General features: G+C 58.0%; 11 protein-coding genes and 2 tRNA genes. 9 read left to right on the top strand and 4 right to left on the bottom strand.

What is annotated here, in order from left to right:
- Positions 1-155: 155 nt before the first annotated feature.
- A tRNA-Ile gene (locus tag QP891_RS08615) sits at positions 156-232 on the bottom strand.
- Positions 233-360: 128 nt separating this feature from the next.
- On the opposite strand from QP891_RS08615, the gene QP891_RS08610 reads away from it, so the two are divergent.
- The 8 genes from QP891_RS08610 (at position 361) to QP891_RS08575 (ending at position 11083) form a co-directional block, all read left to right on the top strand.
- Positions 361-1275: a DUF5067 domain-containing protein gene (locus QP891_RS08610; RefSeq protein WP_284770983.1), complete on the top strand. Its 915-nt coding sequence runs from the start codon at positions 361-363 to the stop codon at positions 1273-1275.
- Between the two features lie 92 nt (positions 1276-1367).
- Positions 1368-2180, top strand: coding sequence for a PTS sugar transporter subunit IIAB (locus tag QP891_RS08605; RefSeq protein WP_284770982.1), 813 nt, complete (start codon positions 1368-1370; stop codon positions 2178-2180).
- A gap of 11 nt (positions 2181-2191) precedes the next feature.
- Entirely contained in the window at positions 2192-3781 is a 1590-nt protein-coding gene (gene ulaA, locus QP891_RS08600) for a PTS ascorbate transporter subunit IIC (RefSeq protein WP_284770981.1), read from the top strand.
- A gap of 153 nt (positions 3782-3934) precedes the next feature.
- A complete protein-coding gene (locus tag QP891_RS08595) occupies positions 3935-4354 on the top strand; it encodes an organic hydroperoxide resistance protein (protein ID WP_284770980.1) in 420 nt (139 codons plus the stop codon).
- Positions 4355-4479: 125 nt separating this feature from the next.
- On the top strand, positions 4480-5949 hold the full coding sequence (locus QP891_RS08590; RefSeq protein ID WP_284770979.1) for a DUF3375 domain-containing protein: 1470 nt from the start codon (positions 4480-4482) through the stop codon (positions 5947-5949).
- A complete protein-coding gene (locus tag QP891_RS08585; protein WP_023017165.1) occupies positions 5949-6599 on the top strand; it encodes a DUF4194 domain-containing protein in 651 nt (216 codons plus the stop codon). Before QP891_RS08590 ends, QP891_RS08585 begins: the two co-directional genes overlap by 1 nt.
- A complete protein-coding gene (locus tag QP891_RS08580) occupies positions 6592-9963 on the top strand; it encodes an ATP-binding protein (protein WP_284770978.1) in 3372 nt (1123 codons plus the stop codon). The genes QP891_RS08585 and QP891_RS08580 overlap by 8 nt, the downstream gene beginning before the upstream one ends.
- Positions 9950-11083 carry a DUF3322 domain-containing protein gene (locus QP891_RS08575; protein WP_284770977.1) on the top strand — a complete coding sequence of 378 codons (1134 nt, stop codon included), beginning with the start codon at positions 9950-9952 and terminating at the stop codon, positions 11081-11083. Before QP891_RS08580 ends, QP891_RS08575 begins: the two co-directional genes overlap by 14 nt.
- A 338-nt stretch (positions 11084-11421) precedes the next feature.
- Here the strand turns inward: QP891_RS08575 and QP891_RS08570 are convergent, their stop codons facing one another.
- The 3 genes from QP891_RS08570 to QP891_RS08560 all read right to left on the bottom strand — a co-directional run bounded on the left by QP891_RS08570 (position 11422) and on the right by QP891_RS08560 (position 13747).
- On the bottom strand, positions 11422-11802 hold the full coding sequence (locus QP891_RS08570; RefSeq protein WP_284770976.1) for a hypothetical protein: 381 nt from the start codon (positions 11800-11802) through the stop codon (positions 11422-11424).
- Positions 11803-11864: 62 nt separating this feature from the next.
- Complete coding sequence (locus QP891_RS08565; RefSeq protein ID WP_284770975.1) at positions 11865-13034, bottom strand: aminotransferase class I/II-fold pyridoxal phosphate-dependent enzyme; 1170 nt, start codon at positions 13032-13034, stop codon at positions 11865-11867.
- Positions 13031-13747, bottom strand: a complete 717-nt coding sequence (locus QP891_RS08560) for a 6-carboxyhexanoate--CoA ligase (RefSeq protein WP_284770974.1) — start codon at positions 13745-13747, stop codon at positions 13031-13033. Before QP891_RS08560 ends, QP891_RS08565 begins: the two co-directional genes overlap by 4 nt.
- A gap of 255 nt (positions 13748-14002) precedes the next feature.
- Here QP891_RS08560 and QP891_RS08555 point away from each other — a divergent pair.
- Positions 14003-14075, top strand: a tRNA-Asn gene (locus tag QP891_RS08555).
- Positions 14076-14240 lie beyond the last annotated feature (165 nt).

The raw sequence follows: 14240 nt of genomic DNA, 5'->3' as shown, positions 1-14240 counted from the left end.
GGCGGTGGCGTCGCGGTTGGATGCGGGAATTAGTGAAACATCTGGAGGGCAGGAGGCTATGTCCTCTGCCCCAAATCTGCCCCAAAGTGGGGCTACTGGGTGGCATCCTGGCGACTGTAATCAATTGAAAATCGAGGATGACCAGTAGGTTTAGTTGGTGGGGCCACCGGGGCTCGAACCCGGGACCAACGGATTATGAGTCCGTAGCTCTAACCGACTGAGCTATAGCCCCACGCGGATCCCGTGTCCCAAAGGACAATGATCCGCTCCCAAAAGAGTAGCCAATGGCGCGGAAAAGACCAATTTTCACGCCCTTCCCCGTCTCTACCCCTCCCCACTCCCTTAGAGTAACTTTATTCTATGCGAAAATTACTTTCTTCTATCGTGCTAACGTCCGCCCTAATAGTCACTGCCTGTTCCGATTCCAACGACAACTCTAAATCCCCCAAATCAGAGCAGCAGACCGAATCTGCCGGAAATAATTCGCAATCCGTGGTCGGCACTTGGAAGCAAGAAGACAGCACCTCCGACGATGGCTGGATGGAAGCCAGCATCACTAATGACGTCATTACCGTCGAGTGGACATTCGACAATGGCGAAAACCGCTCGATTTATTGGATCGGCCCCTTCGACGCAGCGGCCGCCGCGGGTGGTGAAACAGTCACCTCGAAACGGGATATTGTTGCTACTAGTGCGATGCTGATGGCCGCCTCCGCCGATGAAAAAGAATTCACGGTGGACGGTGGTACTTTGACTTTCGACGTAGCTATTCAAGATGTCACTCACACCGCGAAGTTGAAAAAGATTAGTGATGAACCCACCACGGTCAATTCTTTAAAGAGCACCGATTCTGAGCGCAGTTTCAAGGACAACGTCCTTGAGGTACCGGCCGCAACCATTAAGATTACGGATCACCGGGTAATCCCCGTTGGCGATCCAGGCAATGAAGATGGCACTAAACCGCTCATTGCGTTTTATTACGACATCACCAATAAAACCGATGAAAAGCTAACAACAATCGACTTCTTTATGTATTTCACCGCTGTCCAAGACAACAGCGCCGACACCGTAAATGAACTCGAGGTGGCCCCGTTGTACGACCCAGAGCTCTCCGATTCACAACTCGAGCAGATCAAAAAGGGCGGCACCATCTCCGGCGTAGCTGCCTATGAGCTAGACGATGACTCTACTCCAGTGGAGTTGGTAGCTAAATACAACTTTGGGCAGAACGAAATTGGCCGCCAGACGTTCACGCTGGACGGTTCCTCTGACTAGAAGTAGTAACACCCTTGTGCCTTTCATCCCCGCTCTCTAAGCTTTGGAGTGACTTTATTTCATAAGAGCTAAGTGTGTGACGGGAGAAACACATGGCCACAGTGGATTCCTTGCTGGTGCCGGGCGCAGTGGATCTGCGCTGCACCGCGAGCGACTGGCGCGAGGCAATACGGCAGGCTGGCGCGCTTTTGGAACACGCCGGCACGGTGTCCGCAGACTATACGGACGCCATGATCCGCTCTGTAGAAGACAACGGACCATATATTGTGGTCGCGCCGGGGTTCGCATTCGCCCATGCACGCCCGTCTCAGGCAGTGAAAGAAACCTCCCTGTCGTGGGTTAAGCTTTCAACCCCAGTGAAGTTCCACCATGAGTCTAACGATCCGGTGGACCTAGTCGTAGCGTGTGCGGCCAAAGACAAATCCGAGCACATAGAAGCGATGAAGCACTTGGCACGGCTTTTGGCTACCAAGCGGGAAGAACTCGACCGCGCTGAGACCGAAGAGCAACTACGGCAGGTAATCACCGGCACCACGGAGAAGAAAACCACAGCGGCCACGTCCCCGGCGCGCCCGACATCACAAAAGCCAGCAGAACCGGCTAAAGATTCCGTAGCCTCCAAGGGAAAGATACTCACGGTATGCGGAAACGGCCTAGGCACTTCCCTTTTCCTCAAAAACACGCTGGAACAATTACTGGATAAGTGGGGCTGGGGTCCCTACCTAACCGTGGAAGCCACAGACACCATCTCTGCCAAAGGTCGCGCGAGCGAGGCGGACTTTTTGCTCACCTCAGGTGAAATTGCGGCCACGCTTGGTGATGTCGGCGTTCCCGTTTATGTCATCCAGGATTTCACCTCCATTTCAGAAATCGATGGGGCTCTGCGCGAGCTCTATGACATTTAAGGAATAGCCTGATGGATTTTCTTCTCGCCCTAGCAAACTTTCTCGTCAATGAGATCCTGTCCGTTCCCGCCTTCCTCATCGGCATTATCACCGCTGTCGGCCTAGCTGCCATGGGGCGCGGCGCGGGCAAAACCATCGGCGGTGCCATCAAAGCCACGCTGGGTTTCCTGCTCATCGGCGCTGGCGCTGGCCTCGTTTCCGATTCACTAGAACCACTCGGCGCCATGATTACTGGCGCGACGGGCGCGCAAGGGGTGGTGCCGACTAATGAGGCGATCGTCGGCATCGCCCAAGATCAATTCGGCAGTCAAGTCGCGTGGATTATGATCTTAGGCTTCGTGGTTTCCCTTGTTCTTGCCCGCTTCACCCCGCTTAGCTACGTCTTTCTTACCGGCCACCATGTTCTTTTCATGGCCACCTTGCTCACAATGGTGCTCGTCGCAACGGGGTATCCTTCGTGGGTCATCGTTGCCTTTGGCGCGGGACTGCTTGGCATTTTGATGGTGTCTTTGCCCGCTATAGCCCACCCCTTTACCCGCCGCATTACCGGCGACGATTCCGTGGCCATTGGGCACTTTGGCACGGCGGGGTATCTGGTTTCAGGCGGCGTCGGCAAGCTTGTAGGCGGTAAAGGCGAGAAAATGTCGCCTTCGTCTGAGGATCTCAAACTCCCGGAGGGCTTGCGCTTCCTGCGCGATTCGATGGTGGCGACGGCCCTTTCTATGGCGCTGATGTACCTCGTGCTCGCCGTATTATTTATTGCACGTGCAGGCTCCGATGAGGCTTTCACGGCCTTCCCGGATGGCGCTACCGATGTAGACAATTACCTCATGCAATCCATTACGCAGGGCCTACAGTTTGGCGTGGCCGTTGCTGTCATTCTTTTCGGTGTCCGCACCATTTTGGGTGAGCTTGTCCCCGCCTTCCAAGGTATCGCGGCAAAGATAGTTCCCGGCGCAATCCCAGCGCTCGATGCCCCGATTGTCTTCCCTTACGCTCAAAATGCCGTGCTCATTGGGTTCATTTTCTCCTTCACCGGCGGGCTCGTCGGCTTGGCTGTGCTATCGCTATGGCTCAACCCGGCTTTTGGTGTCGCCCTCATTTTGCCGGGCCTCGTGCCACACTTTTTCACTGGTGGCGCGGCCGGCGTGTACGGCAATGCCACCGGCGGGCGCCGCGGCGCGGCTTTGGGTTCTTTTGCCAATGGCTTGCTCATTACTTTCCTGCCCGCCTTCCTGCTTAGCGTGCTCGGTTCCTTCGGAGATGCCAACACCACCTTTGGCGATGCCGACTTTGGCTGGTTGGGTCTTTTGCTCGGCTGGTCTATCCAGGCTGGCGGTGTATGGAGCGGCATTCTCATCGCAGTGATTGGCCTGGCCATCCTCGCGGTGGGTTGGATGTGCCAGCGCAAGCTTGTCGATACCCACTGGGATCCCGCACCCAATCGACCTTCTCCGGCAAAGACGGCCGACGTAGTCGGTGCCACTGCGCCCACCACTGGCGGTACCGCCGAGAGTGCTGGGAAATCCAGCCAATCGAAGCGCTACTCCAAGGTACTTCCGCCCGAAGGAGCGCCCACTCCCCCGGCGCGGGTTGAGTAGGCCTGCGCCGCACACTTGAGCCGTACCACCTTTCCTAGCGCGTCCTTTCACTTCTTAGGTCGCTGAACTCGAAAAACACCGTTAGCAATTCTGAGTACAATCGGCGACTGTACTCACAGCTAGTACGAAAATGACTTTAAAAAAGGAGTAACCATGGACGCGCTTTACACCACTGAAGCACTCGCTACCGGAGCAGGCCGCGACGGCCGCGCCGTAGTGCAAAATTCTGACCTTGACTTCAATATGTCCACCCCAAAGAAAATGGGTGGAGATGGCAACGGCACCAACCCGGAGCAGCTCTTCGCCGCTGGTTATGCCGCGTGCTTCCACTCTGCCCTGCAGGCGGTAGCTCGCAGCGAGAAGACTGAGTTGGGCGATTCCTCCGTGGGCGCCCGCGTGTCCATTGGCAAGGAGGGCGAAGGCTTCAAGCTCGCCGTTGAGCTCGAGGTCATCATCCCCGCCCAGGAACACGACAAGGCACAAGAGCTTGCCGATGCCGCCCACCAGGTCTGCCCCTACTCCAACGCCACCCGCGGCAATATTGACGTCAACGTCACCGTCGCGCAGGACTAAGCAAGACTAGTACAGTCTCTTAGTCCTCGGCCCGCAAGGGCCACCATGCGCGGGTGGATCCACTGATTCGAATAAGTGAGTCAAACTACGCTGCATGTGTCCGGCGTAGCTGGCAAAATCGAATCATGTCTGTTGAAGCTCGCGCCCTTTCACTGCGGCGGTTATTACATGATTCCGCGGCAGTGCGGCTGCTGGCGGCCGATAATGCCCCGGTGATTCTGGCACTTATTGCTGAGTATTTTCCCCGCGGCACTCGGGCGCGGCCGGCGGCAGAAGTATATGAGCTGATGGTCACCGATTTCGAGGTGCTCGCCAGTGAATTCTCAATGCCGCGCACACCGCAAAGCTATTGCAATGATTGGGTAAAAGCTGGTTGGCTAGTCCGCAAATCTGGCAGGAGCTCACGCGGGGAAACCTTGGAGCCAAGCGAGGAAGCGCTGTCCGCGCTCGAGGCCGTTGAGCGTTGGAAAACGCCGGTTACTACGGTCACGGCATCGCGCGTGGAATCTATCGGCTCGGCGCTACAACGCTTGGCGCGGGATACAAATGAGGATATTTCGAGCCGCGTCGCCAGCTTAGAGGCGGAGCGAGACCGCATTGACCGCGAAATTGAAAAGGCACATTTAGGGCAGTTTGAAAGGCTGACTGCCGCAGAGACGCAGGAGCGCGTCCAAGACGTGCTGAACATGGCCATGGCGGTGCCAAGCGATTTCGCCAGGGTGCGCCATGAGCTTGAAGCCCTCAATCACCGGTTGCGTCGCCAGCTTTTGGATCCAGAAGGTTACCGCGGCGAAGTGCTCGAGGAAATCTTCAGCGGTGTAGACCACATCGCGGAATCGGACGCGGGGCGCAGCTTCCGCGGATTCTATTCCTACCTCATGGATAGAGAACGCAGTGCGTGGCTGGATCAGTGGATTAAGCAAGTTTTAGAAAGCGAGGTCGGCCAAGAGCTAGCGCCAGAAAACCGTCGTCATCTGCGGAATCTCTTCCGCGATATGGAAGAAACGAGCTTCGAGGTCAATCAAACGATGACTGGCCTGGCACGCAGCTTGCGCAACTATGTCTCTTCGGAACAATTTGCAGAAGACCGGCGCATGATTGAGCTACTGCGTGAGGCGCGAGGCATGGCCATTGATGCAGCGCAGGCATCGGAGCTGAAAGCCTTTCACCGCATGGAAACGCCCTTGCAGCGCATCGGTATGTCCATTCACTCCGTCTCGCGCATCCAACTAGCCAACCCAGGACGCGAGGTCGTGGAAGAAGCACCGGAAGCCTTCCAGCCAGGCCAGGAGAACGCGGAGGCGTTGTACGAGTTAGTGCGCGAGTCAGAGATTGACTTTGAGGAACTGCATGCGGCGATTCGCGGGGCCGTCGGCAAGGCGGGTCCGTGCACGATTGGCCAAGTATTGCAGGCGTACCCGCCCACGCAGGGCCTGGCCAGCGTCGTGGGATTGGTACACATTGCGGACCAGCACCCATTACCGGCGCTGTATGATGCGCACGAGAAGGTCACCTGGACCGAAGAAGATGGGACCATTCGCGCGGCGTATATCCCTACTATGTATTTCGATAGCACCACCGTTGAGGAGTTGTAGTGAGCGCTACTGATAATCACCGCGTCGATTCGGCGCATGAGCCCCCGCTGTGGGAAAGCGATAAAGGATCGCTGACCTATAACTCGCGCCGCGCGTTGGTGCAGCTGTTGAAGGGGCCGCTCGTGCGTGCGCACAAGGAACCTGTCTTATGGTCCGCCATCATCTCGGACGAAGACAACCTGCGCGCCCGCCTGCATGAGGTATTCCTCGAGCTGGTCGTCGATGAAGCAGAAGGGTTTGCGTTTACCCGGATGGTAGAAGAGGAAACGCTGCCCATTCCGCAGGTGCTGCGCACGGATAAGCTCAAGCACATCGATACCGCCATCCTGCTGAACCTGCGCCAGGAACTTGGTTTAGCGCTGCCCGGTGAACGCGTGATTGTGGATGTAGAAGACCTCCGGGAGGGAATTGGTTACGTCCGCGCGGTTGATAACCGCGATGAAGCCGGGTTCAATAACCGCTTCAATGCGGCGATTAAACGCATCCGCAATGAATACTCTCTGCTCAGCGCCACCGAGACAGAGGGGCGCTACGAGGTTTCACCCGTCTTGCGCCAGCTTTTCGATGCCGCCACGGTCACCGCCATCCGGGATGAATACGCCCGCCTCGCAGAAGCCGAGAGCGACCAGGAGGAGGCTTCCGATGACTAACCTGTATCCAGGCCAATTCCGCATCAGCCGTATCCAGCTCATTAACTGGGGTACTTTTCACGGCTATTTTTCCATCCCGGTAGCCCGCAAGGGCTTCCTCATCACCGGCGGATCCGGTTCGGGCAAGTCCACGCTGCTTGATGCGATGTCGGCAGTATTGGTGCCGCAGAAGGACCTCAAGTTCAACGCGGCATCGCAGCAGGACCTCGGTCGGCATAATGGGCGCAACCTCGTCTCCTATATTCGCGGGGCGTGGCGGCAGCAAGAAAATGCGCACACGGGTGAAATCGCCCCGGAGTATTTGCGTGAGGGCGCAACAAACTCGGTGGTGGCGTTGACCTACGATAATGGGTCTGGCACGCAGCACACCCTCATCGCCATCTTCCGCCTCAACGGCGGTGAAAATTCGGTGAGCCAGATTAAAAGGCTCTATGGGGTGGTGCAGGGAGATGAGGACATCGATAAGCTCAGCCCCCTACTCACCCGCAGCCTGGATACCCGCAAGATTAAGGCCATGTACAAGGGGCCTGGAGCGTCATTTACCTCGACGTACACCACGTTTGCGGATCGCTTCCGCAAACGCCTGGGCATCAAGAGCGAACAGGGGCAGGTCCTGCTGCACCGCACGCAATCCGCCAAGTCTCTATCCAGCCTGGACCAGCTCTTCCGGGACTATATGCTGGATACGCCGTCTACCTTTGAGCGGGCGGAGGAGTCGGTGGAGCAATTCGAAGATTTGCGCCAGGCATACCTGCGGGTAGAGGACGTCAAGGCCCAGATTGAGACGCTGGCACCCCTGCCCCAATTGCACTCCCAACGCACCACCGCAGAGGCTGATAAGCACAAGGCCGAGGCGATGAATGAGGCGCTGCCGGCGGTGCGCGCCCGCTTGGTGGCAGAAGAACTGGACTATCGCATCCGCGTGCTGACCGCCCAGCAGGCAGAGGCGCACTCTGCGGCCGAGGCGCTCGAAGCGGAGGTCACGCACCTTGACGATGCCGAGCGCCGCGCCGCCGTAGCCGTCTCCCAACTCAGTGCCGGCGAGCTGGCCGCCCTAGAAGCCAAAATTGAAACCGCGGAGAAGGAAATTGAGCACCGCTCCAAGGAGTTCCACCACCTTGCCGCTGCCGCCGACCAGTGGACCGATCACTTTGAGCTCAGCCCGCACGGCTTCGCCGAGCTGCAAGCAAATGCCCGCCTGCGCATCGCGGACTTCGAGGCTGACTCGGCCCAGCTTACTGAGCAGCAGCAAGAAGCCGGCGTGGCCTCCCGCGATGCCGCGACAGCATCCGCGTCCTTAGAAAGTGAGCTGCACTCATTTAGCTCGCGGCACACCAATATTGATAAGGCCCTCGTAGAGCTGCGCACCCAACTCGCGCAAGATACTGGCTACGCCGAATCGGAGCTTCCCTTCGCTGGCGAGCTACTGGATATTGCCCCGCAACAGGCGGAGTGGGAACCGGTGATCCAAAAATTGTTACACGGATTCGCCGCCACCCTGCTCGTTCCGGAAACCGCGCGGGAAGCCATTAACCAGTGGGTCAATTCGCGCAACGTGGGTACCCGGCTCGAGTACCGCACTATCCCCGAGTTTGCTCCTGCGCCTGCGCCTGCGCGCAGCCCGCAACAGCTCATCCACAAATTGGAGTTTCAAGATCACCCCATGGCGCAGTGGGTGCGCCACCATATTTCGAGCCGATTTAACTACGAATGCGTCAACTCGGTGGCGGCGCTCGAACAGGTAACCAAGACCCCAGCCGTCACGCGCGATGGCTTGGAAAGCCGGCCCAAGGATAAGGATGGCTCGACGCGATTTATCAAGGATGATCGCACGCGCTTTAAAAGCACGCGGTGGTACCGAGTAGGTTCCACCAATACCGCCAAGATTGAGCTCCTGCGTTCCCAATTGGCGGAAGCGAAAGCCACTGCTCGTGCCATGGCCAAACAGGTCCACGAGCTCAACCGGAAGATGGATATCCTGCGCACGCAACGCGATAAAGCGCAGCGGGTACTGGAGACTAAGTTCCAAGATATTGATACCGCTTCTGCTGAGGCGCGCAAACGCGATTTGCAAGAACAGTATGATTCTTTGGCTTCCTCTCCGGAGGCGCAGGCCTTAGCCACGGCACACGAGCAGGCAAAGGAAAAGCTCACCGCCGCCCGCGCTCAACTGAACGAAGCACAAAAACACCTCGGCAACGTGGAGGGCGAGCTGAACCGCTCCACTCAGCGGCGCCAGAGCATCGGCGAGGTGCCCAGGGTGGAGGATCAGGGCATCGCCAAGGCGGTCGAAGAGGCCCTGCACAAGGGCAGAAGAAAACTCACCATCGATGACATCGATGCCCGGCGCGATGAGGTGCAGGCTAACCTGCAAGAAACCGCGCGTAGGGCCGTGCGCCGCATCGAGGAGACGAATGCCAAGATTGTCTCTGTCCTCCACAAATACCTATCGCAGTGGCCGGCGGAAGCGGCGGATTTGGAACCGCAGGCCAGCTTCGCCGGCGAGGGTATGGAAAAGTTGAAATTCCTGCGCGCGGACCGCTTGGCGGATTTTCGCGCTCAGTTCTTGGAGCTGCTCAATGGCACGACGGTGCAAAACCTATCGCACCTCGCCTCTTCGCTTCGCCATGCCCGTAGCGATATCGAACAGCGCATGGAGTTTATTAATAAGTCACTGGAGCGCACGCCCTTCAATGGGGACCGCACCCTGCGCATTGATGTGAAGGATGCCAGGGGCCAGGTCGTGCAAGATTTCCAGCGGGATCTCGATGCCGCAACGTCCCATAGTTTGGCGGAGATTAGCGCCGATGAGCCCGAAGCTGCGGTAGCGCGCTACCACGCCCTGGACAAGATTCTCAGCCGCTTGGGCTCGTCTGAGCCAGAGGATATTCGGTGGCGCAACCTGGTCCTCGATACCCGCAAGCATGTCAGCTTCATCGGCCGCGAGTGCTATCCCAATGGCACGACCGCCAATACTTATCAGGATTCCGCCTCTCTTTCCGGCGGCCAGGCCCAAAAGCTGGTGTTCTTCTGCTTGGCTGCGGCGCTGCGCTTCCGCCTGGCGGAGCCGGATCAGGACGTTCCCACCTACGGTTCCATCATTTTGGATGAGGCCTTTGATCGCGCCGACCCGGCCTTTACGCGCACCGCCATGTCCGTGTTTGCGTCCTTTGGTTTCCACATGATTTTGGCAACGCCATTCAAACTCATCCAGACGCTATCGCCGTACGTGGATGGCACCATCGTGGTCAATTACGACGAGCCCATTATCCAGGGACGCCCGCAGGCGCGTACGGGCTATTCGCTTATCGATGCCACCTCCTACCCCCAGGAATCCCCGGAGTCCCCCAATGCGGATGCCTAGTGACCTGCACACACATGCGGAAAAATACCTGCGCAACCACTTTGCGGAGGCTTTGTCGACTCCCGATTCGCTGAGCATCGACTGGCCGCTGCACCCGCCTACGGCCGCCACCGCCGCGCGCGATGTCCCCGCCACCCAGGAGTTCATCCGCGCCTGGCAGCACTGGCCGCACCAAGAAGAGATCCACTACGAACAGCGCAATTGGTCCCGCACGGGCCTAGGCACCAATTCCGTTCCCACCCGCGCGGTCCTTACCGGTGCTCCCCGCATCGCCGCGGCCGCAGGCCTCAGCGCCGAATACTCCCGCGCGCTACAGCGCGCACACGACATCGCCGGGATCTTCCCCGACTCCCCTGCATTCGCCGACGCCGTGTACCGCACCTATGCCCAGTGGAAAGACCTTGACACATACGATCTGCGCTGCTTGGCACCATGCTTGACCTGGCTGCGCGCCCACCCGGACTCCGGCGAGTGGGAGCGCGCCGTTCCGGTCGAAGCTGTGGATGGCAAGTGGATAGGCACCCACCGCCGCCTGCTGCTCGCCCTGCTTTCGCCCTTCGGCATCACGGATTTGGGACTGCGCCGCACCGACGCCCGCCTGCGTCTGCGCTACCTCAACCACGCCCCGGCGCTGTCCGATGTCGAGGTTCCCCTTTCCCAGGCTGGACCACTCTTTCCCACCGCGCCCCCGCGCGTTCTCATCGTAGAAAACAAGCAGACCTTCCTAGCCCTGCCCCTGCTTTCCGATGCCGCCCCACCCACCATCGCCATCCTCGGCGCCGGCAATGCCGCCCGCCAACTTCACGCCCTTGCCTGGCTCCACGATGCCGAAATCACCTACTGGGGCGACCTTGACGCCGCCGGCTTCAGCATCCTCAACGGCGTGCGCGCCCACTTTCCCCACACGAAGTCTCTCCTTATGGATACCACCACCGTCACCGCGTTCCGCCACCTCGCGGTCCCCGATCCTGGTGATGGCTCCGCCATGCTTAGCCACCTCACCACCGAAGAGCAGCGCGCCTATCGCCTCCTCTTCACCGACGGCAAGCTACGCATTGAACAAGAACGGATTCCATTCGCGCATGCCACTGACGCGATTCAATCTACGTTTCAACGCTAGGTTCTAGGTTGGGCAATCTCATCAGAGGACGCAACCCATTGCGAACCCAGTTTCGGGATCTCGCTCCTATCGTCCGTTCTAGAAACTCTAGAGATCTCGCTCTCTAACTAGATCCTCGACCTACAATATTTGAGGGTCCCCGCCAACCAGGCAGGAACCCTCAAACCGCGTGTGACCACGCCTTTGCTAGTAGCAACAAGCCGTCTTCTCCGAAGCGGACTATCACCTCTGATAGTTGCTACCGTATTCTTCTTTCTCCGCAGCAGCAAGACGTACGCGAGTAAAATTACCTGTTGAGCCCCTCGGCTAGTAAAACCTTGCGGCGGCGTCTCTATCTCTCATTGCATCGCGGTCCACTCGATGTCCTCGAAGCCCCAGTCGGTGAAGTGGCAGGTGATGGTCTCGGTGGCATCGATAAGCGCGTGCTCCATTGTCTCTTCATCGTCACCAGTAACGGAGAGCTCGAGTATCACTGAAGTATCTTCTTCGTCCAATAGCTCCACATCCAACGGGCCACCATCACCGAGGCCCGACTCAAAGCGCGCAACCCAATTATCGCCGCCAAAGAAACCGGAATCATTTAAGGCGTACTTTTCTTCCAAGTCCCATATGGCTTCAATAATGTCCCAGTTGCCGGTAATCGCAGCGGATAGCTCGGCGTCACGCCCGTACAGCACCAGCTCGCGGAGCCACGAATAATCAATGATGAAGCTGCTCATAATGCCTGCCATTGTATGCGACGAGAACCCCATTCCTTAGACGCACTCACTGTGAGTTTTGCTTATAAACTCAGCTGTTTAAGTTCGGTACAGAGAGCATCGATTTGCGCCCGCGTATGGGTTGCCATGAGGGTAACACGGAGAATCGCAGCGCCTCGTGCAACAGTAGGCCATCGGATTGCAGGGACGATAAATCCGTGCCCCAGCAGTGCGGCGCTAGCGTCCATCGCGGCGGCCTCATCGCCCACGTGCACAGGGATAATCGGCCCTTGCTTTGGCGTAGTACCGCGTGTGTTGTGCCAATAAGCAATATTCTCCTGCAGTTGGCTAACCAGGCTGGGATCAGACTCAATGAGTTTTAGCGCCGCAAGCACAGCGGCAGAGGTGGCTGGCGTGGGCGAGGTCGAAAACACGAAGGACCGGGCTTGTTGCCGCAAGAGCTGCGCCACCGGCTTACTCGTTGCAACGAGCCCGCCTTCAGCACCAAGCGCCTTGCTAGCGGTAATAAGTTGGATATCGGGCTGGACGCCGAAATATTCTGGGAGGCCAAAGCCGCGGTCACCGACGGTGCCGAATGAATGAGCATCATCGACCATAAGCCAGGCGCCGTATTTGCGCGCCACCCGCGATAGCTCAGGCAAGGGTGCAAGCACCCCGTCCATGGAAAAGAGGCCATCGGTAATAACCAAGGCATACTTGGTGGTCCTGTTAGCCAAGGCATCTTCCACAGCGCAGGTATCGCGGTGCGCCGTAACGAAGAGGGAGGAGCCACTCGCCTTTGCGAGCCGGCAGCCATCGATGATGCTGGCGTGGTTGCGCGCATCGGAAATAATGGTGAGCTCGGGCGAGGCCAACGCCTGCAACGTCGATAGATTGGCCTGATACCCGGTGGCAAAGAACACCGAGTCTGGATACCCAGTCAGCCGGGCCGCAGCAGCCTCTACCGCAACGTGTAATTCAGACGTACCGGTGGTCAGTCGCGAGCCGCCTGAACCTGCGCCGTAGTGATCAACGCTGTCCTTTACGGCGCTTTTAATCTCCGGATGCTCTGCCAGGCCCAGGTAATTCGACGAGCTAAAGAGCACCGCGTCTTTGGCTGTCTTCCCGGCGGCCGTCCGCAAGGAGCTTTCCGGCACTTGTCCACTTCCGAAAACCGAAGGGCTGCGCCACAGGCCGTCTTCTCGCCACTTGTCCAGGCGCGCAGATGCGACTTGTTCTAGGCTCTCGTTCACTTTTCTGCCCCAACATCCACGAGCACGGCGCGGTTTTCCAGATAATCAATCAACGCTTCAATATCGGCGCCTGGTTTGATGATGAAGGCCCGCGCTCCCTCATCCGATCCAGGCTCTTTAATGCGTGGAAGGCGGTGGTACGTGTCATCTATGCAGACGTAACCGGTGGTATAGGCCGGGTCATCAGACACACAGACCTCTGCTAGAACATCGGGGTGCGCGGCTACCTTGCTCGCAAGAACGATGGCCTCACGGGCCGCGTCCTTGCCTTTGAAAGCCGCGTCTTGAGCATTGTGCGCGTCCATGTGGCTCACGCGGACGCCGCGCTGTGCGTCTGGCTCGCAGCGCTTACCTGTATCGGCTGCAATCAGCATCGCACCGCGCATATTCCTAGCGGTAAACGTCTCTTCAATGACTACCTGGGAATGAGCGGTCATGGGGCGCAATAGTTCCTCGATGACGTCCCTAGCCTGCGAGGGCGATTGCACCGCTTCTTCTTTTACTCCTACGGAAGGGACGTGCAGAATATCGGACTCAGTCAAAGCCTCCACGGTGATGAAGGTATTTTCCGCCATTCCCTTCGGGTGCGCCAAAGCACGCTCGGATAACGCCGCACAGACCGCCGGAACCTCGTGTTCCCTGACAATTCGCTCTGCTCCCGAAATGTGCTGGCCTGCGGAATCAGACCGCATTCGCACTGAGAAATAAGTCATAATCTGAGGGTACCGGACGTATTGAACGGTGTTCAGGAAAAGGGAAAAATAGCGGGACACGGCCAAACTCCAGGTCTTGGTTCCAACAAAGGAACGCACATGCAATGCGCTTGCCGATGCCTCCTCCCCCTCACCCCACGTTCCACGCCCCTAAATTTTCCGGCTAACCAGGCGATTTGTGTGAAAACGACGTTAGCCTATATAGTTAATTCTCGTTGCACAGAGAGCGGCACGTTCGAAGTACAACATGGATATTCCTCCATAGCTCAGTTGGCAGAGCATTCGACTGTTAATCGAAGGGTCACTGGTTCGAGCCCAGTTGGAGGAGCAACACAAACCCACTGGTAACGGTGGGTTTTTACTTGTTCCGAGTGTCATCGTTGTATCGCGTGCTACAAACGTGCCACTTGATGGTTGGGTTAAGTAGCAGAATGTGTGTCCGTTCGGCGTGTTGCGGGGCGGGTACACGGTTAGTTACTTCATGGGGTCTTTT

Source organism: Corynebacterium sp. MSK310 (assembly GCF_030227355.1).
Lineage (GTDB): Bacteria > Actinomycetota > Actinomycetes > Mycobacteriales > Mycobacteriaceae > Corynebacterium > Corynebacterium rhinophilum.
This window is presented reverse-complemented; position numbering and strand designations above follow the sequence as displayed.

What these genes read in the sequence shown, in the direction of transcription:
- QP891_RS08610 (WP_284770983.1), top strand. Translation starts at nt 361, where the DNA reads ATGCGAAAATTACTTTCTTCTATCGTGCTAACGTCCGCCCTAATAGTC.
- QP891_RS08605 (WP_284770982.1), top strand. Translation starts at nt 1,368, where the DNA reads ATGGCCACAGTGGATTCCTTGCTGGTGCCGGGCGCAGTGGATCTGCGC.
- ulaA (WP_284770981.1), top strand. Translation starts at nt 2,192, where the DNA reads ATGGATTTTCTTCTCGCCCTAGCAAACTTTCTCGTCAATGAGATCCTG.
- QP891_RS08595 (WP_284770980.1), top strand. Translation starts at nt 3,935, where the DNA reads ATGGACGCGCTTTACACCACTGAAGCACTCGCTACCGGAGCAGGCCGC.
- QP891_RS08590 (WP_284770979.1), top strand. Translation starts at nt 4,480, where the DNA reads ATGTCTGTTGAAGCTCGCGCCCTTTCACTGCGGCGGTTATTACATGAT.
- QP891_RS08580 (WP_284770978.1), top strand. Translation starts at nt 6,592, where the DNA reads ATGACTAACCTGTATCCAGGCCAATTCCGCATCAGCCGTATCCAGCTC.
- QP891_RS08575 (WP_284770977.1), top strand. Translation starts at nt 9,950, where the DNA reads ATGCGGATGCCTAGTGACCTGCACACACATGCGGAAAAATACCTGCGC.
- QP891_RS08570 (WP_284770976.1), bottom strand. Translation starts at nt 11,802, where the DNA reads ATGAGCAGCTTCATCATTGATTATTCGTGGCTCCGCGAGCTGGTGCTG.
- QP891_RS08560 (WP_284770974.1), bottom strand. Translation starts at nt 13,747, where the DNA reads ATGACTTATTTCTCAGTGCGAATGCGGTCTGATTCCGCAGGCCAGCAC.